Here is an 18,514-nt window from a genome sequence, read left to right as displayed (position 1 = left end):
ACAGGGCGCAGCGCGAGGCAGTCCCCTTCAGGCAAGAACGTTGCCAACCCTCGAAGGCGAGCTCTTTCGATAAGTTAAGCACCTGTCGCACATGCGCACCGGGGGTGGCGTTAAAGAGTTAACTGTTGCCGGACGAGCCTGCGGCCGGCGCCCGTCTCGGGGGTGACGGCGGCCGGGAGCGGTGCTCGGGACGGTCCGTGGCGCGCGTTCGTGGGCGCTCGGCGCGCGCGGCGCGCGCGGCGCGCGCGGCGCGCCCTCAACCGCACGCCGCCGGGGGCCGACAAGTCGTCGGCTGTCGAGTTCTTTGGTATGGTCGCCGCGTGCACTCTCCCTCGCATCGGACGCGCGGGTCGCGCGGGCGCGCGGACGGCCATGGGCGCAGCGCTCTCCTGCGCGAGGGGCAGGGCCGCCCTGGGGCGGGCACGCGGCGCGGTCGCCCGGAAGCGGGCGAGCGGGGCAGACGCCGGCAGGTGCCGGGCGCATGAGGCATGAGGCGCTCCTCGGCCGCAAGGTGGCCGGGCGGTTCACGATCACCCGCTTCCTCGGGGAGGGCGGCATGGCCAGCGTCTTCATCGCCGAGCGCGACGCCGAGCCCCGCCGGGTGGCGATCAAGATCATGAACCCGGAGTTCACCGCGGACCGCGCGTTCATCCGGCGCTTCCAGCGCGAGGCGAAGGCCGCGGCGCGGGTGAAGCACCCGAACTCCGTCAAGATCTTCGAGTACGGGGTCGAGGGCGCCCTCAGCTACATCGTGATGGAGCTGCTCTCGGGGGACGACCTCTACGTCCTCCTCGAGCGCCATGGCGCGATCGGTCAGGCGCGGGCGGTCCGCATCCTCTCGGAGGTGTGCGAGGCGCTCGCGGTCGCCCACGAGATGGGCGTCGTGCACCGCGATCTGAAGCCCGAGAACATCATGGTGGTCCCCGACCCCACGCACCCTCACGGCGAGCGGGTGAAGGTGCTCGATTTCGGGATCGCCAAGGTCCTCGACACGGGCTCGTCCGGCGAAGAGCCCGAGCTCCTCGCCGACCCGCTGTCCGTCGTGACGCGCGCGGGCACGTTCGTCGGCACGCCGGCCTACATGGCTCCGGAGCAGTGCGGGCTGCTTCCGGTGGATCAGCGGGCCGATCTGTACACGTGCGGGGTCCTCTTGTTCCAGCTCGTCACGGGGCGGCTGCCGTTCGAGGGCGAGACGCCGCTCCACACGGCGACGCTCCACATCCATGCGCCGGTGCCGGCGCCGAGCAGCTGCGCGCCGGGGATCCACCCGCGCCTCGAGGCGCTGATCGTGAAGGCGCTCGCCAAGCAGCCTGCGGACAGGTATCAGACGGCGCGTGAGCTCGGGTACACGCTGCACTGCCTGCTGGCCGAGCTGCCTGACACGGCCGTGGGGCTCGGGCCGATCTCGCGCAGGCAGCCGAGCTCGCTGTTCTCGCGGGACGCGTCGCTGCAGCGGGGGCCGATGTCGCTCCCGCCGTTGACCTCGCTGCCGAGCTCGACGTCGGGGCCCCTCTCGGGCCCGGCGCCGAGGTCGGAGCTCTCGATCGAATCGGCCCGGACGCTCGTCTCCGGGGGGGGCGGGACCGAGGTCGCGCCCCCGCCGCCGGTGCTGCTCCACCACGTGCCGCCCCCCTCGGAGCTCCCACAGACGCTCGATCCGCAGGCGGTTCCGCCGGGGGCGGGCGCCGATCCGCAGCGCTGGGCAGGGGAGTCGGTGCCGGAGATCTCGCTGCAGCTTCCGTCCTGGTCCCACGGCCCCAGCGAGGCGCTGCTCTCGGGGAACGGCCTGGCCGAGCCGGGCGCGTACGACGACGTGAGCGGGGACGACGACAGCACGCTCACCATGGTCCGTCGCGACGAGCTCCTCGCTCCGGCGAAGGTGCGAGTCCACACGGCGGCCTATGACGAGGGCGACGAGCTCGACATCACGCCTCCTGGCCGCGATGTGAAGGCGACGCTCCGCTCCGCCGAGGACTTCGGGCTGGGCACACCCGAGAGGCGGGCCGAGGTCGGCCTTGTGCGCGTCGATTCGGTGCCTGTCCCGGCGACGCCGCAGAGCCCGCTCGACGGGGGCGCGGCGGGGGCGTGGGACAGGAGATCGCCGCGCGTCGCCAACACGCTCCGGCTGGTCTCGTCCCACCCACCGGCCGAGAGCCAGATGCCCACGGTGACCCCCGGCGAGCTCCAGGCGGCGAGCCCGCACGGGTTCGGGGCGATGGGGTTCGGCCCGGCGAGCGCAGAGACCGCCGGGGACTCCCCGGCGGCGGTCGTACAGAGAGCGCCGGCCGCGGCCGACGGCGCCTCGCCGGCGACCCCGGCGGCGTCGGTGCCGTTCGAGCTCGCCGCGACCATCGCAGAGCAGCGCACGGCGCTGGAGCGCCGCGCGACGATGCCCGATCACGTCGTCGCGCCCCAGGCGCCGCCTGCGCCAGCGCCTCCGCCGGCGCGGGAGCCGAGCTGGCTCGCGGGCAAGCGGGGGCTCATCATCGGCTTCGTCGCAGGGATGCTCCTTACGGCGCTGGCCATGTTCCTCGTGATGCGCCTGCTCTCTTGAGGTCTCGCACGTCTCGCACGTCTCGCCCGTCTCGCACGCGCCCTCTCGCGCGGCGCGCGTCTCCGACGCCGCGCGCCGCGAGCCGCTTCAGGGGATGTCGTACGTCAGCAGCCGGCACTCGATAGGGCCGTTGAACACGACGAGCGACCGCTCCGGCCTCCGGCGCATGGCGTGCTCGATGTCCTCGGTGCCGGCCAGGATGGCGACGCGGTGGCCCGCGAGCCGGGACAGCGCCGTCGCCATGTCGCGGTAGAGGGCCATCGTGCCCGGGAGGCGCTCGCCGTATGGCGGGTTGGTCAGAACGTGGCCCGGCGGCGCGGTCGGGGCGAGCGCGGTGATGGACTGACAGCGGACCTCGATCTGCACGCCGGCCATCCGGGCGTTGCCGCGGGTGATCTCGGCGGCGCGGGGGTCGATGTCGGCGGCGACGATCGCGGGGCCCTCGGGCCGGATCCGCGCGCGGGCGGCGTCGCGCAGCTCGGTCGTGCGCCGCGCGGCGGCCTGATCGTGGCAGGCCCACCGCTCGAAGCCGAAGCGCTGCGCGCGCAGGCCCGGGGCGATGTCCCGCGCCCAGAGCGCCGCCTCGAGGGCGATGGTGCCGGCGCCGCACATCGGGTCGACGAGCGGGCGGGCGCGGTCCCAGCCGGAGAGTCGGAGCAGCGCGGCGGCGAGCGTCTCCTTGAGCGGCGCGCCGCCGATGTGCGTGCGGTAGCCGCGGCGGTGGAGCGCGGCGCCGCCGAGGTCGGCGTAGAGCGTCGCGCTGTCGCGGACGAGGTGGAGGAAGAGGGCCAGATCCGGGTCCTCGAGGTCGACCGACGGCCGGGCGCCGACGCGGCGCCGGATCTGGTCGACGATGGCGTCCTTGGTCCGCTGGGCGATGAACTGGGTGTGGGTCAGGGCGCTCGAGCGGCAGGAGGCGCGCACGGCCAGCGTGTGGACCGGGCTCAGGTAAGGGGCCCAGTCGACGCGCGAGACGCCCTCGTAGAGCGCGTCCCCGCTGGGCGCGTCGAAGGAGGCGAGCTCGACGAGCACGCGCACCGCGGTGCGGAGCTCGATGCACGCGCGGAAGCCCTCGTCCGGCGGGCCGGAGAAGTGGACGCCGCCGCGATCCGCGCGGACGCCGCGGAACCGGTGCTCGCGGAGCTCGTCGCGGAGGGCGGGCTCGGTTCCTTTGGCGGCGGTCGCGAAGAAGTCCATGGCGACGGGGCTTCTAGCCGAACCGCCGCGCGGCGGCCCTCACGAACGCGGCCTCTGGCCGCGCGGCCGCTCCCAGGGCGAGGCGCGTGGCACTGGATTCGCACGGCGTTCGCCGAGCTCTCGGGTGTGTGGACCGGGCGCAGGGACGTCGGCGCTCGGCAGGTGGGGTGAGCGGGCTCCGCGCTCGACGGGCCGAGGCCGCTCGGGGCAGGGCGCCTGGCCCGAGGCCGCGGCGAGCGGGCAGAGCGAGGGAGCCAGGGCGTCGCGCGGCGGAGGCGCCGGCACGGCGATCCGCGAGGGAGGAAGGCCAATGGAGAATCGGATGGCGGCTTTGCGTGGCATCAACATCGCGCTCGGGATCTGGTTGTTCATCTCCGCGTTCGCCTGGCGCCACGGCCGGACCGAGTTCACCAACACCTGGGTGGTGGGCGCGCTGTGCGTCCTCTTCGCCCTGATCGCGCTCTGGGTGCCCAGGGTGCGTTACGTCACCGCGATCCTCGCGGTCTGGCTCTTCGTCAGCGCCTGGACGATACCGACGCTGCTGATGGCGACGGTGTGGAACAACGCGCTCGTCGCCGTCGCCATCCTCGTCGTGTCGCTCCTCGCGACCGAGGCCGCGGTGCGGGGCTCGCGGGCCGCGCCGCGCGTGTAGGCGTCGAAGGGCCGCGCAGCGCGGGGAGCGCCGCGCGCGGCCCGAGGGCCGGCGCCGGCAGCGCCAACGGCGCTCTCCCAGCAGCGGGCCGGCGGCGCTCCCCCGGCTGCGCGCCGGCGCGCGGCGTGTTCGCCTCGCGGCGTCGATCGTGTATAGCGGCGTCGCGAGCGCCGCGCACGAGCCGGCGAGAGGATGTCCCATGAAGCTCAGCGTCAACGTGAACAAGATCGCGCTCCTGCGGAACTCGCGGGGACACGATGCCCCGAATGTCCTCTCCTTCGCCCGGAAGATCGTGGACTACGGAGCCCATGGCATCACCATCCATCCGAGGGCGGACCGGCGGCACATCACGCCCGACGACGCGCGGGCGGTGACTCGCCACATCACGACGGTGGAGACGAACTTCGAGGGCGATCTCCGCGAGGAGTTCCTGGACCTCACGCTGGAGCTCAGGCCGACGCAGTGCACGCTGGTCCCGGTCACGCCGGGCGAGCTCACCTCGCACCGCGGCTGGGACGTCGCGAAGTGGCGCTTCGTCCTCCAGCCGGTGGTGAAGCGGCTCAAGGAGGAGGGGATCCGGACAAGCCTCTTCGTCGAGGCGGATCCGGCGGTGGTGCCGGCGGTCGCGGAGATGGGGGCTGATCGCATCGAGATCTACACTGGGCCTTACGCCCAGGCGTTCGATCGCGGCGATCACCGCGCGGAGCTCGACAAGATCGTCGCGACCGTGAGGGCCGCCGTGGCGGCCGGGGTCGGGATCAACGCGGGGCACGACCTCACCGTGGAGAACCTCGCGCCGCTCGTCCGCGAGGCGCCGCAGATTCAAGAGGTGTCGATCGGTCACCACCTCGTGGCGCATGCGCTTGAGGTCGGGATGAAGCAGTCCGTGCGCGACTACCTCGCGGCCGTCGAGGGGCGCCCCGCGCCGGCGCAGTAGCGGGGCGAGGCGCCTCGCCCATCGTCCGAGGCGAAGCGCCGGCAGGGCGCGTCATCGGTCGTCGCCGGCGAGCGGCAGCTCGAGCGAGACTCAGGTCTTCGAGCGCCTCGTGGACGGCCAGCCTATCATCGACACGGCGTCGCTCGCGGTCGACCACGCCGTCGATGTGACCGGCCTCGTCGTGCACTACGAGGCGGCCTACGCGGTCGCGCCGCGCCAGGCAGGAGACCTCGTGGCGCGCTGAGCGAGCGCCGTTCAATCGACCGAGTCCGGTTTGGCGGGAAATTGAACAGGGAGACAAGGAGACGGGGAGTTCAATTCCACCCATCTCCCCATCTCCCCATCTCCCCATCTCCCCATCTCCCTGTGAATTGTTTCGACCAATTCGAGGGGGTAATTCATGTCGCGGGGGGGGCGCTTCGGCGTTTCATGAGCCCGCTCGTGCGCTGCTCGTGCAGGATAACCAACCTCGCTTCATCTGGCGACATGGAATTTTCATGTCGATTTTGATGTGCCCTGTCGTACAGATTGGTAATTGGCGATTGCCATCGATGAATCGAGTCCTGTAGGGTCATCACAGTACGGCTTGCGGTTGAGAGCGCCGGTCGAGACCTCCTGCGCCAGGCAGCCGAGGGCGGGCCCATCGCGTCGCTGCTCCGCGTCGCCCTGCTTCATCAGGGCACATCGTCGCGCCCAGCGCCGCGCCCACCCTGGGCTTCCTTGTTCGATCCGGTCTTGTTCGGCGCCTGATACGTACGAAAGGGGAACGAGACACATGGCATACCTTCCCACTTGTTCTTTCATTGGCGCACAGGGGATTCGCCGCTTCGGCTGCGCGATCGCCGCGGTTTCTGCGTTTTCTGCGTTCACTGCGAGTTCGATGCCAGCCAGCGCGCTCCCGTCGTTTCCGGGGGCAGAGGGCTTTGGCGCCGTCGCGACCGGCGGGCGCGGCGGGCGCGTCATCAAGGTCACCAACCTGCGCACGAGCGGGTCGGGGAGCCTCCAGGCGGCCCTCGACGCGAGCGGGCCTCGCATCATCGTCTTCGACGTGAGCGGCGTGATCGAAGGGGATGTCCTCATCCGGAACGGCGATGTGACGATCGCGGGCCAGACGGCCCCGGGCGCGGGCATCACCATCCACGGTCGTTTGACCGCGAAGTACTCCACCGCGGTCAACAACATCGTCGCACGGTTCTTGCGTGTCCGGCCCGTGTACGACGGCTCGGCCGGAGAGCAGTTCGACGCAACGCAGATCTCGCGGAACTCGAAGGTGATGCTCGATCACATGTCGATCTCCTGGGGAGTCGACGAGACCCTGGACCTCTATGAGGCAGATGACGTCACGGTCCAGTGGTCCACCATCGAGTCGTCGTCGACCACGGGGCATCCAGAGGGGATGCATAATTATGGTCTCATCAACGGCCCTGATGGCCACCGGATCACGCTCCACCACAACCTGTTCGCCCACCACAAGGCGCGTTGCCCCGCGGTCGCGAACGGCCCGGCCGACATCCTCAACAACGTGGCCTACAACGTGAGGCACGGGTTCGTGCACCACAACCCGGCGACCGGCCACTTCAACATCGTGGGCAACACGTACATCAAGGGGCCGAGCGATCAGCTGATCCCGTTCTACTTCGACGACAGCGCCGGCGCGGGGCTCAAGTACTTCCTCGGCGACAACTACATCGATGATCCCGGGAAGTTCACGGGCACCGTCGAGAACCCCTGGAAGCAGCCGTACCTCCACCCGAGCTTCAGCAAGCTCAACAAGCCCGAGTCGTACCGCTCGGCGACGCAGTTCAATTTCACGCGGGAGGTCCCGGGGTACATCCCGGTGACGACGCAGCGCGCGCAGGACGCGTATCGGCTCGTCGTCGCGCAGGCGGGCGCGCTGCCGCGCGACGTGGTGACGAAGGGCGTCTTCAAGAACATGGAGCGCCGCGACGGCTCGTGGGGCGCCCGCTACGTGAACAACCTGATGGACGGGCTCAGCCCGGGGACGGCCCCCGCGGACGCCGATCGCGACGGGATGGCGGACGCGTGGGAGCGGGCGCACGGCCTCAGCTCGTCGAACGCGAACGACCACACCAAGGTGATGCCGTCCGGGTACACAGCGATCGAGGAGTACATCAACGAGCTCGCCGCCGCGCTGATCAACAAGGCAGCGGGCAGCTCCGCGATGCTCGCGGACGAGGGGGAAATCGAAGAGCAGATCGAGTAGCGAGCCCCAGCAGAGCGCGATCGCGAGGCCGCGGCCTGGTCCAGCGTACCGCGCCGCTCCGCCCAGCGAAGCGGGGCGGCGGCGGTGCGGCCTCGCGACGCGGCGCGGCGCCGGCCTGCCTGTTGCGTAGGCCGTCGCCCCTGCTAGGTTCCCCGCGGCGCTCGTTCAGACAGAGCGTCCCGGACGAGACGCGCCGTACCCGGTCAGGCTAAGACGACGCAGCCGCATCACGAGGAGAGTCGTCATGTCCTGGCTGGCGTTGCTCCTGGCAGGCCTGCTCGAGGTCTGCTGGGCTATCGGTCTCAAGTACACACACGGCTTCACGCGCCCGCTGCCCACGGCGCTCACGGTCGGCGCGATCATCACGAGCATCGCGCTCCTCGAGACCGCCTCGCGGACCTTGCCCATCGGCACGGCGTACGCCGTCTGGGTCGGCATCGGCGCGTTCGGGGCGGCGATCGCGGGCATCCTCCTGTTCGGTGAGCCCGCCACGGCCGCGAGGCTCGGTTTCCTCGCGCTGCTCGTCGTGTCCATCCTCGGCCTCAAGCTGGCGAGCCCCTGAGCGCTCGTCACCCGGCGCGCGACCGGACGCCTCGGGTCGACTAGCCTTCCCTCCATGCACGGAACCCCGGAAGCCCGCGCCCTGCACGCGCAGTACCCCGCCATCGATCTCCACGCCGACAGCCTCATGTGGGCGCGCTGGGTCGGTTACGATCTGCAGGAGCGGCACGAGCCGCCGCTGCCGCTCGCCGCCCTCGGCGGGCACGTCGACGTCCCGCGGCTCCGCGAGGGCGGCGTCGGCGCGCAGTTCTTCGGGCTGGTCTCGCTGCCCATCGGACATCGGCGCGGGCTCGCCGCCGTCGTCGAGGAGCAGATCGATCTCCTGGAGCAGGCCGTCCGCGCGCGGCCCGGCCGCCTCGTGAAGGCGCTCACGGCCGAGGACATCGAGGCGGCGAGGGCCGGCGGCGCCGTCGCGGCGCTGCTCGGCGTCGAGGGGGCGCACGCGCTCGAAGGCGACCTCGACACCCTCGCTCGCTTCGCGCGGCGCGGCGTGCGCTACCTCGGGCTCTGCCACTTCAGCGCCAACGAAGCGTGTTATCCCGCCTACGGCAGCGGCCGGAGGGATGGTGAAGGCCTCACCGCCTTCGGCCGTGATGTCGTGCGCCTCGCCGAGGACCTCGGCGTCATCGTCGATCTCGCGCACATCAACCGGGCTGGCTTCCTCGACGCATGCGCGCTCGCCCGCCGGCCACCCATGGTCAGCCACACGGGTATCGCCGGCGCGTTCGAGCACTGGCGCAACATCGATGACGACCAGCTCCGCGCCCTGGCCGACCGCGGCGGGTGCGCCGGGATCATCTTTTGTCCGCTCTATCTCGGCGGAAACGGGCTCGCGCCCGTCGTCAAGCACCTCGTGCACATCATCAACGTTGCCGGCGAGGACACACCCGCGCTCGGATCCGATTGGGACGGTTTCATCATTCCCACACGCGAGCTGCGTGATGCGGCCCATCTTCCGCTCTTGACGGATGCGCTGCTGCGAGCTGGCTTGAGCGAGCGTGTGATCGCCAAGGTGCTTCGAGAGAACGTGATGCGCATTTTGAGCGACAACCCGCTTCCAACACGGCTCCCGGTTGCGTAGCCTCTCTCGACGGGCCGTCGGGGTGGGTGGTCCCTCCGGCGCTGCGTGAGATCCTCCTTAACGCGGAGCGGATGCAGGCCATGACTCTCCATCGCCTCGCTGCACAGGGCTACGCGACTGCAGCGGATGCTTACGAGAAGGGGCGCCCGGACTACCCGCGCGGCGCGATCGAGCTCCTGCGCGACACGCTCCGCATCGACGCGACGAGCACGGTGCTCGATCTCGGCGCCGGCACCGGCAAGCTCACGCGCCTCCTGGTGCCCACGGGCGCGCGGCTGCTCGCGCTCGAGCCGGTCGAGGGGATGCGCCGCAAGCTGGGTCAGATGGTCCCGTCCGCCATCGCGCTCGATGGGGTCGCCGAGGCCATCCCCTTGCCCGAGACATCGGTCGACGCCGCGGTCGCCGCGCAGTCGTTCCACTGGTTTCACGGCGATCTCGCGCTCGCCGAGATCCACCGCGTGCTCCGGCCGAGAGGGCGCCTCTCCCTGCTCTTCAACCTGCGCGACGAGCGCGTCGACTGGGTCGCCCGCATCTCCCACGTCCTCGACCGCCACGGCCGGGATGCCCCGATACACAGGTTCGGCGCCTGGCGCCGGACGTTCTCCGACTCTCGCCTCTTCGCGCCGCTCGGAGAGCACGAGTTCACCCATACGCAGGAGCTCGACCTCGACGGGCTGCTCGAGCGCGTCGCGTCGATCAGCTACATCTCGGCGCTCCCCCTGCAGGAGCGGTATGCGGTCCTGAACGAGATCCGGGAGCTGGCCGCGACCCACCCGGACCTCGCGGGGAAGAGCGTGTATCTCTTCCCCTACCGGACGCTGGTGCCCCTGTACGAGCGGCGCTGAGCGTCCGCGAGCCCGCCGACGGGGGCGCCGTGCTAGAGCGGCCCCCGCATGGCGGCGCATGAAGTCGTGATCGTCGGGGGCGGGCCGGCGGGCGTGAGCACGGCGCTCTTCCTCGCCCACCATCGTCCGGCCCTCGCCGACAGGATCGTGGTGCTCGAAAAGGAGCGCTACCCGCGGGACAAGTCCTGCGCGGGCGGCCTCGGCGAGCGAGCGGACAGGGCGCTGTCGGCGATCGGGGTGACGATCGACGTGCCCTCGGTCGTGGTGCACGGCATCAGCGCGGCCTTCCAGGCCGGCGAGGTCGCGCTCCGCGAGGGGAACATCGGCCGCGTCGTCCGGCGCGTCGAGTTCGATCGCGCGCTCGCGCTCGCCGCGCGGGCGCGGGGCGTGCGGATCGTCGAGGGGGCGCGGGTGACCGGCGCCACGCTGAGCGAGCGCGGCGCCCGCGTCGAGAGCTCGGCCGGGGTCTTCGACGGCCGCGTCGTCGTCGGCGCGGACGGCGTCGGCAGCGTCGTCCGCCGCGCGATGGGGCTGCCGTTCGGCAGGCTGCGCGCGCAGGCCGTCGAGGTCGACACCGAGCCCGTCGCGGGGGACCGGGCGCGCGACCTCCTGCACTTCGAGATGCGGGATCGCTCGTTCGCCGGCTACCTGTGGGACTTCCCCACGATCGTCGACGGGCGCGAGCTCGTCTGCCGGGGGGCCTACGTGCTGCACGAGGGCGCGCTCGGCATGGCGCGCCCCGCGCCCGACGCCGAGCGCGTGCTCCGGAGCAGGCTCGAGGCGCTCGGCCTCGACCCGGACCGCTACCGGCGAAAGCGGTTCGCCGAGCGAGGCCTCGACCGGCGGGCCGTGATCGCGCGGCCCGCCGCCCTGCTCGTCGGCGAGGCCGCGGGCATCGATCCGATGCTGGGAGAGGGGATCGCCCAGGCGATCGCGTACGGGGCCCTCGCGGGCGAGTACCTCGCCGAGAAGCTCGAGGCCCGCGATCTCGGGTTCCACGACTGGGGCCGGCGCGTCGAGCGATCGCTGCTGGGCCTCGATCTGCGCTTCCGGCGCCGGGTGATGCGCGCCTTCTACGGCGCGCCGCGGGAGCGCGTCGAGCGTTACCTCCTCGGCGAGCCGTCGTTCCTGCGCTTCGGCGTCCGGCACTTCGCTGGCAGAGCCCAGCCGGCGCGCGACGCGCTCCGCGCCGCGGCGACGGGCGCGCTGGTCGCGGGCCGGATCGGGATCGATCGCCTCGTCGCGTCGCTCCCGCCGCGCGCGCGCAGCGCCGGCAGCGGCGACGGCGCGCACGCCTGACGAGGCAGCGAGACAGCGAGGCGGGCCGTGCGCGCCGCGCGCCGCGCCCGTGAGCCCCGACACCCCCGCGACGGCCACCATGCTAGCATCGCCCTCCATGGTCGCGCCGTTCCAGCCGGCGGTCGGGATGCTCTTCGGAGAGTTCCGGATCGTTCGGCCCCTCAGCGCCGGGGGCATGGGGGCCGTGTACATCGCCGAGCAGGCGAGCACTGGCAAGCTGCGGGCCCTCAAGCTCATGCACCCGCAGCTCTGCGCGGACGCCCGGCTGCGCGAGCGCTTCGAGCAGGAGGCGCGCGTCGGCGCGCTGGTGGAGAGCGATCACGTCGTGCAGGTGATCGGCGCCGGCGTGGACGCGGCCAGCGGCGTGCCCTGGCTCGCGATGGAGCTGCTCGAGGGGGAGGACCTCTCGCAGCGCATGAAACGCAGCGGGCTGCTCCCGGCGCAGGACGTGCACGAGATCTTCCGGCAGCTCTGCCACGCGCTCGGCGCCGCCCACCGGGCGGGCGTGGTCCACCGGGACATGAAGCCGCAGAACGTGTTCCTCGCGAAGACGCAGAGCGCGACGGCGCGCTGGTCGGTCAAGGTCCTCGACTTCGGCATCGCGAAGATCGCCGCGGAGGCGAGCACGATGGCGACCGCGTCGCTCGGCACGCCCCTCTGGATGGCGCCCGAGCAGACCGACGCGCGCGGGCAGATCTCGCCGGCGACCGACGTGTGGGCGCTCGGGCTGATCGCGTTCGCCCTGCTCACCGGGCGCATGTACTGGCGCGCCGCGAACGACCCGATGGGCACCGCGATGCCGGTGCTGCTCCGCGAGATCCTCTTCGAGCCGATCGACCCGGCGTCGGTGCGCGCGACCGCGCTCGGGCGCGCCGGCTGTATCGTGCACCCGTTCGACGCGTGGTTCGCGCGCTGCGTCGCCCGGGAGCCGTCGCAGCGCTTCCAGACGGCGCAGGAGGCCTTCGACGCGCTCGGCCCGGCGCTCTTCGTCGACCCGCGCAGCGTGCGCGCCGCCGGCGCCGCGATCTCGGTGGTGCCGCTCGGCGCCGCGGCGGCGATCACCTCGGCGGGGTCTGCCTCGCGCCTGTCGATGACGGGACCGACCGAGGTGGCCTCGGACGCGCGGCGCGCGCCGTCGTCGCCCGCCCGCGCGGGCGCATCGTCGTCGCCCGCCGGTGCGGGCGCATCGTCGTCGCCCGCCGGCGCGCGCCCCCCGTCGACGCCCGCGCCCGTCCTGGCGAGCAGCGGGCCGGTGGAGGCCCCTCCCAGGTCTGCGCGGCGCGGGCCGATGCTCCTCGCGTGCGGCCTGGCCGGCGCCTTCGCGATGGCGGCGATCGCCTTTTACGCCGGCCGCGCGCAGAGCGACGTCCGGATGGTGCAGCGCCTGCCGGTGCCGGCGCACCCGACGGTGGTCAACCCGGGCCGCGGCGACGCGCGCTCACCGGCGCTGGCGGGCGACGCGAGCGGCGCGGGCGAGCGGCAGCCGTCGCCGGGCCCTCGCGACGCTCCGGTGCCGGCGCCCGCGCCGAGGTCTCCGCGCCCCATGCGCGAAGGCGGCACCACGCCGGCGGCGACGGCGATCGCGGCGAGGCCGTTCGATCGCGGCGCGGCCCACGCGGCGCTGCAAGCGAAGGCCGACACCGCGCGGATCCACTGCAGGGGCAAGGCGGGGCCGAAGGCGGTGACGGCGCGGGTGTTCTTCAACCCCGCGGGCGCAGTGCAGCGCATCTCGATCGAGCCGCAGGTCGCGATGACCCCGGCCGGGGGCTGCGTGCAGATGCTGCTCGGCTCCGCGCGGGTGCCGGCGTTCGACGGGAGCGAGCTCCAGGACGTCACGACGACGGTCGGGATCGAGTGATCGCCGCGGGCGAGCGCGCGGCCGGACCCGTCAGGGGTCGACGGAGACGCACTCGCCCTCGCCGCGGTAGTGCCCGATCGTGCGCGAGAGCGCCGCGACGAACGCGCCGAGATCATTGATGTCTCCGGCGCTGCCCGTCCCGTAGGTGCCCTCCTCGATCGCGACGAGGCGCACCGCGGCGAGCTCCTCCAGGGTGACGGCCCCGTCGTCGTCGGCGTCCGCGGCGGCGATGGGCGCGAACCGGCGCGCGGCGGTCGCGGCCTGCAGGTCGTCGTAGAAGAAGTGGTCGCCGTGGATGGTGAGCTCCACGTCGTCGATGCCGCCGTTCGTGACGAGGACGCCCTCGGTCTCCTTGCCGGCCTTGTCGCCCTTGCAGTCGGCGTAGCGCGTCGCGAGCGAGAAGGTCCAGTCGAGGCGCTTCTCGACCTCGCCGCCGTCACCGCTCTTCCGCGCGATCGCCTCGATGTGCACGGACGCTCCCGCCGCGAGCATGAGCGCCTTGTCCTCCGCCGTCGCGCCCTCGAGCGCGGTGTCCGCGTCCACCGGCCCGATCTCGTAGGAGACGGCCTCCCAGGGCTTCGCCTCGAGGTCGTCGAAGGTCACCACGGGCTTCGCGCCGGCCTTCGTGTGGTCGAACAGGATCGAGCCCTGCATGCGCGCTCCGACGTTCCCCTCGCGATCGGCGACGGTGACGTTCCGGACGACGAACAGGAACTTCTCGTACTGGATGCTCCAGCCGTCCGCGAGATCCGCGGCCGGGATCTCCTGCTCGATGTAGTCCTCTCCCCACGTCGAGAACGTCACGCTCCCGGCCCCAGGCTCGCCTTCGCCGCAGCCGGCGAGCGCCGCCGCGGCGAGCGCCGCCGCCGCCCCCATTCGTCTCGTGGTCCTCATCCTCATTCTTTCTCCTCCGCGGAGCCGGGCGCGAACGAGAGCGCGTAGGCCGTCCCCTTCTTGAGGCCGCGCGTGAAGCCGCGCTGGGCCTCGCTCTCGGGCTCCAGGTCGACCGGCGCGCCGTCATCGCTCGCGGCGACGGCCTCGAAGTCGATCTGATCGAGCCAGACCGTCGGCTTCACGACGAGCGTGACGACGCCGGGCCCGTCGAGGAAGACCTCCTCGAAGACGCACCCCTCCACCGACGGCTCGCCGGTCGCGTCGTCGAGGACGTCGGCGGCCAGCGCGCGCGCGCGGAACACCCGCGCGAGCTCGCCCTTCTCGGCGCGGCCCTCCACGGCGACGACGTGCCCGTCGAGCGCCGCGGCGAGCGGGCCCGAGGGCGGCGCGCCGAACGTGAAGCGCGCGGATCGCACGACGCCGCTCACGGCGTCCGCGTCCTCGAGCGCCGTCGTCCCCTGCAGCAGGTCGACCGACGTCGGCTGCGTCATCTGGCCCCTCGCCTCGCCGGCCTGGTAGTGGCCCGGGTGCGCGTGCGCCTCGGGCACGGCCCACCGGGCGAGCCGCTCGAGCAGCGAGGGGCCGCCGCGCGGCGAAGGCCGCCGCGCCGTGAACGGGGCGCCCTCGAAGTAGTGGAGCGACCCGATCGCCAGGTGCGCCTTCGACAGCGTGATGGTCCAGCCGAGCGCGTTCGTGAACGGCGCGACCGACGCCGCGTCGGGCGCGATCCGCGTCGCGAGGGTCAGGCGCTTGCCGGAGGTCGCGCCGTCGCCTCCGGCGCCGCAGCCGGCGGCGAGCGCGCCCGCCGCGAGCGCCGCGGCGAGGCGCCCCGCCGCGGCGAGGGCGGCGCGCCGGCGGGATCGGGTCTGTGCGGTGGTGGATGTCATCGAGGACCTCAGCCGATGTAGAGGGAGAGCGAAGCGAGGAAGCTGCGCGGGGCGCCGACCGTCACGTGCCGCGCGGGGAGGAGGTCGGGCGCCGCGCCGCGGGTGAAGCTCGAGGGGTAGACGAACTCGCCGTCGAACCACGACGCGTCGAGGAGGTTGTAGACGTCGAGCCCGAGCTCGACGCGGTGGTAGCGGACGTGCGCCGTCACATCGGTGACGAGCGCGTCGTGGCCGACCTCTCCGAACGGCAGGGGGCGGCCGTGGAGCAGCGTCACGCCGGCGCCGGCGCGGGCCTCGAGGCGCCGGCCGAAGAGCGCGCCGAGGCGCGGCGTCACCGCGAGATCGGCGCGGGCGACGACCTGGGGCACGAAGGGGAGGAGATCCCCCGCCGCGTAGCGCCCGCCGGACGCGGTGAAGGCCGCCCGGGTGTACGTCAGGCCGACGCTCGACACGAGCCACGGCGCCGGGTGCGCCACCGCGTCGATGGCCACCCCGGTGCGGGCCGTGGCGGGCACGGGCTCGTTGCGGGCGGTCGCCTCGTCGAAGACGAGATCGTCGCTGAGGCGCGTGTGGAACAGCGCCGCCGACGCCCGCACCCGCTCGTCGGCGTAGCGGAGCCCGGCCTCGGCGGAGAGCACGCGCGTGAAGGGGGTGCGCTCGCCGTCGCCGAGGCTGCGCGCCTGGGGCGAGCGGAACCCCTGGCCCACGCTGGCGAGCGCGCGGAGCCCGGGGAGCAGCACCACGTCGACCGTGCCCTTGCCACCCACGTGGACGCCCAGCGCGCTGCGCGCCTGCGCGCCCTGACCGATGTCGTCGACGACCTGGTACGCCAGGCCGTCGGCGCGCAGCCCGCCGCGCAGCGTGATCCGCCGCGCCGGCCGGATCGACGCGTCGAGGTAGCCGGCGATGTCGGTCGCGCGGACCTTCGCGTCGACGAGCGTGGCGGTCGGCCTGTCGTCGACGGCCGCGAGGCGCCGCTGCGACTGCTCGATCCAGTCGGTGCGCGCGACGACGCCCGCCTCGAACGTGTCGCGGTCGGAGAGCAGCGGGAAGGTGAGCCGGTACGACGCGGTGGCGCCCGCCGTGATCGCCTCGTTGAGCTGCTGGGTGGCGTCGCCGTTCGTGGGATCCGCGAGGTACCCGGTGAAGTTCGAGCGCAGCCGGAGCGAGCGCAGCACGACGAACGGCGTGAGCGAGAGGCCCTCCCCGCGGGCGGCGCCGTCGCCCGAGCCGCGCAGATCGACGACGAGCTGCGCGCGCGACGAGTCGCCGCCCTGATCGGGATCGTACGAGGCGAAGCGGTCGACCTTGCCCGACTCGATGTCGCAGAGGCGCAGGACGCCGGCGGAGCCGCAGCGGGAGGCGAACGCCGACGCCATCACCCGCGCGGAGACGCCGGCGAGCGGCCGGTAGACGGCCTGCGCGACGAGCGACGCCCGGCCGGCGGCGCGGGCAGGCCCGAAGCCGTCGGTCCCGTACGCCTCGAAGGCCGCGAACGTGGCGTCGTCCGCGTCCTCGGGGTGGTAGGCGAGGAAGAGCCGGCGCGCGCCGAAGGAGCCCGCGGAGGCGGTGGCGGTGATCCCGGGCTCGCCGTAGGCGAGATCGAAGCGCATCGTCCCGGCGACCGCGAAGTCGCCCTGGCGCGGGTCGTACGACCCCGGCTGCGCGCGGAGCTCGCCGATCACCTCCGGCATCACGAAATGGAGATCGGTGTAGCCCTGGCCGTGGACGTTCGAGACCTCGTTGACCGGCGCGCCCGCGACCCAGACCTCGAGGTCCTGCCCGTGGACCGCGTCGAAGCCGCGGAAGAAGATCTGGTGCGCCTTGCACTCGCCGCTGTGCTGGGAGGTGAACACGCCCGGCACGAGCTGCAGCACGTCGCTCGCCGTCCGGTGGGGCGCGGCCCGGATCTCCGCCTGTCCGCGCACCGACTCCGAGGCGCTGCGCGGCGGCGCGGCGCCCTGCACCACGACCGTGATGGGCGCGGCGTCGGGCACGGGCGCCGCTCCGCCCGCTGCGCCGGAGACGGGCGCCGCTGCGCCGGCGCTGCCGGAGGCATCGCCGCCCACCGAGGTTGCCGCTTCGGCCGCGGGCGGAGCCGCGGCGCCGGCGCGTGCAGGCGCGGCGCCGTCGCCGGCGCGTGCAGGCGCGGCGCCGTCGCCGGCGCGTGCAGGCGCGGCGGACGCGATGAGAAGAAGCAGCGGGAACGGCGTGCTCAGGGAACGGACCACAGGTGGGCCGGTCAGTAGCACGATTTTCTCAGTTCGTGTTATCGTGCAGATGCGTACGCTCGCCTGGTGGGCGCGCCGGTGGTTTGTTTGGTCGACGTCCCTGGCGGCGAACGCGGTCGTGCGGTCGTCGTCGGCGTCGCTGTCCGCTGGCTGCCGAAGGTTGCTCCGGGGCCGTCCGCGAGCCCTCTTCCGACGCTGGATCGACTCGCGCTCTCGGGCGGATCGCGATAGCGACAACATGTCGCATTCAGGCGAGGGGCGACGCGGCCTATCGTAGCGCGCATCGTTCCTCGGGAGGACGCTCATGGAATCCGGTCTTCGTGCATCACGGCTCTGGTTCCCGCTGGTCGGGGCGGTGCTCGCGCTCATGGCGTGCGGCGACGATGATGTGGTGAACCCTGTCGGCGGGGCGTCGACCTCGACGGGCATCGGTGGCGGCGCGGGAAGCGGCGGTGACGGCGGGGCTGGCGGTGGCGGCGGAGGGAGCGGCGGAGCTGACGGCGGCGGGGGGAGCGGCGGCGCCGAGACGATCGCTGTCGAGCTGCAGTTCGAAGGCCGCGTCCGCGACGAGGTGTTCTCCTGCAGCGAGACGTACGCTGTCGGCAGCGCCGCGACGGAGGTGGGGCTGAACGATTTCCGCCTCTACATCCACGACGTGCGCCTGCGCCGCGCGGACGGCGAGGAGGTGCCGCTCTCGCTCGATCAGGACGGGCTGTGGCAGTACCAGGACGTCGCGCTCCTCGATTTCGAGGATCGATCGGGCACCTGCGCCAACGGGACGGAGGAGACGAACGGCGTGGTGCGCGGGACGGTCCCGGTCGGGGACTACGACGGGCTGTCGTTCAAGCTGGGCGTCCCGTTCGACCTGAACCACGGCGACGCGTCGGTCGCGCCGTCGCCGCTCAACCTGACGGGGCTGTTCTGGAGCTGGAACGACGGGTACAAGTTCCTGCGCCTCGACAGCGTCTCCACGGCAGACGACAAACCGTTCCTCGTGCACATCGGGAGCACTGGCTGCGTCGCCGACGCGGGCGGCAAGGTGACCGCGTGCGATCACCCCAACATCGCCGAGATCGCCTTCCAGGACATCGACCCGCTCACGACGAAGGTGCTCGTCGACTATGCGGCGCTCGTCTTGGACAGCGACCTGTCGGCGAGCGCCGACGACATCCCCGGCTGCATGTCGGATCCGTCGGATTCGGAGTGTCTGCCGCTCTTCACCCATCTCGGCATCGACAGCACCGACGGCTCGCCGCGGCCCGACCAGCAGTCGTTCTTCAGGATAGAATAGGCG

At 72.7% G+C, this 18,514-nt stretch carries 15 protein-coding genes and 1 riboswitch; of the genes, 11 read left to right on the top strand and 4 right to left on the bottom strand.

Going from position 1 to position 18,514, the window contains the following annotated elements; genetic code table 11:
* Nucleotides 1–481: 481 nt before the first annotated feature.
* Entirely contained in the window at nt 482–2,554 is a 2,073-nt protein-coding gene (locus tag WMF19_RS32975; protein WP_437893995.1) for a protein kinase domain-containing protein, read from the top strand.
* 87 nt (nt 2,555–2,641) lie between these two features.
* Here the strand turns inward: WMF19_RS32975 and WMF19_RS32970 are convergent, their stop codons facing one another.
* Nucleotides 2,642–3,751, bottom strand: a complete 1,110-nt coding sequence (locus tag WMF19_RS32970) for a THUMP domain-containing class I SAM-dependent RNA methyltransferase (RefSeq protein WP_437893994.1) — start codon at nt 3,749–3,751, stop codon at nt 2,642–2,644.
* A gap of 322 nt (nt 3,752–4,073) precedes the next feature.
* Between WMF19_RS32970 and WMF19_RS32965 the strand changes: the two genes are divergently transcribed.
* From WMF19_RS32965 to WMF19_RS32925, 9 genes are all read left to right on the top strand, one after another.
* Nucleotides 4,074–4,403, top strand: a complete 330-nt coding sequence (locus tag WMF19_RS32965; protein WP_437893993.1) for an SPW repeat domain-containing protein — start codon at nt 4,074–4,076, stop codon at nt 4,401–4,403.
* Between the two features lie 199 nt (nt 4,404–4,602).
* Entirely contained in the window at nt 4,603–5,340 is a 738-nt protein-coding gene (locus tag WMF19_RS32960) for a pyridoxine 5'-phosphate synthase (RefSeq protein ID WP_272094764.1), read from the top strand.
* 109 nt (nt 5,341–5,449) lie between these two features.
* Entirely contained in the window at nt 5,450–5,584 is a 135-nt protein-coding gene (locus WMF19_RS32955; protein ID WP_437893992.1) for a hypothetical protein, read from the top strand.
* Between the two features lie 636 nt (nt 5,585–6,220).
* Nucleotides 6,221–7,564 (top strand): pectate lyase family protein, encoded by a 1,344-nt coding sequence (locus WMF19_RS32950; RefSeq protein ID WP_437893991.1) that lies wholly within the window; start codon nt 6,221–6,223, stop codon nt 7,562–7,564.
* A 157-nt stretch (nt 7,565–7,721) separates the two neighbouring features.
* A riboswitch (guanidine-III (ykkC-III) riboswitch) is annotated at nt 7,722–7,787 on the top strand.
* Between the two features lie 21 nt (nt 7,788–7,808).
* The gene (sugE, locus tag WMF19_RS32945; RefSeq protein WP_272094762.1) at nt 7,809–8,126 is read left to right on the top strand and encodes a quaternary ammonium compound efflux SMR transporter SugE; all 318 of its coding nucleotides are present in this window, start codon (nt 7,809–7,811) and stop codon (nt 8,124–8,126) included.
* A gap of 54 nt (nt 8,127–8,180) precedes the next feature.
* Nucleotides 8,181–9,206, top strand: coding sequence for a dipeptidase (locus WMF19_RS32940; RefSeq protein WP_437893990.1), 1,026 nt, complete (start codon nt 8,181–8,183; stop codon nt 9,204–9,206).
* An 80-nt stretch (nt 9,207–9,286) separates the two neighbouring features.
* On the top strand, nt 9,287–10,051 hold the full coding sequence (locus tag WMF19_RS32935) for a class I SAM-dependent methyltransferase (RefSeq protein WP_437323836.1): 765 nt from the start codon (nt 9,287–9,289) through the stop codon (nt 10,049–10,051).
* A gap of 48 nt (nt 10,052–10,099) precedes the next feature.
* Nucleotides 10,100–11,350 carry an NAD(P)/FAD-dependent oxidoreductase gene (locus tag WMF19_RS32930; RefSeq protein WP_437893989.1) on the top strand — a complete coding sequence of 417 codons (1,251 nt, stop codon included), beginning with the start codon at nt 10,100–10,102 and terminating at the stop codon, nt 11,348–11,350.
* A 97-nt stretch (nt 11,351–11,447) separates the two neighbouring features.
* The gene (locus tag WMF19_RS32925; RefSeq protein WP_437893988.1) at nt 11,448–13,208 is read left to right on the top strand and encodes a protein kinase domain-containing protein; all 1,761 of its coding nucleotides are present in this window, start codon (nt 11,448–11,450) and stop codon (nt 13,206–13,208) included.
* 30 nt (nt 13,209–13,238) lie between these two features.
* Here WMF19_RS32925 and WMF19_RS32920 read toward each other — a convergent pair whose 3' ends face one another.
* Genes WMF19_RS32920 through WMF19_RS32910 form a run of 3 tightly spaced genes read right to left on the bottom strand, consistent with a single transcriptional unit; the run spans nt 13,239 to nt 17,220 of the window.
* Nucleotides 13,239–14,102, bottom strand: coding sequence for a hypothetical protein (locus WMF19_RS32920; protein ID WP_437893987.1), 864 nt, complete (start codon nt 14,100–14,102; stop codon nt 13,239–13,241).
* A 2-nt stretch (nt 14,103–14,104) separates the two neighbouring features.
* Nucleotides 14,105–14,989 (bottom strand): hypothetical protein, encoded by an 885-nt coding sequence (locus tag WMF19_RS32915; RefSeq protein WP_437893986.1) that lies wholly within the window; start codon nt 14,987–14,989, stop codon nt 14,105–14,107.
* A gap of 8 nt (nt 14,990–14,997) precedes the next feature.
* Complete coding sequence (locus WMF19_RS32910; protein ID WP_437893985.1) at nt 14,998–17,220, bottom strand: TonB-dependent receptor; 2,223 nt, start codon at nt 17,218–17,220, stop codon at nt 14,998–15,000.
* A 304-nt stretch (nt 17,221–17,524) separates the two neighbouring features.
* Here WMF19_RS32910 and WMF19_RS32905 point away from each other — a divergent pair, with 304 nt between their 5' ends.
* Entirely contained in the window at nt 17,525–18,511 is a 987-nt protein-coding gene (locus tag WMF19_RS32905) for an MbnP family copper-binding protein (RefSeq protein WP_437893984.1), read from the top strand.
* The last annotated feature ends 3 nt before the right edge of the window (nt 18,512–18,514 follow it).

This window comes from Sorangium sp. So ce124 (assembly GCF_051525235.1).
In the GTDB taxonomy this organism is placed as follows: Bacteria; Myxococcota_A; Polyangia; order Polyangiales; family Polyangiaceae; genus Sorangium; species Sorangium atrum.
The sequence above is the reverse complement of the archived record's forward strand: the minus strand, read 5'-3'. Positions and strand labels throughout refer to the sequence as shown.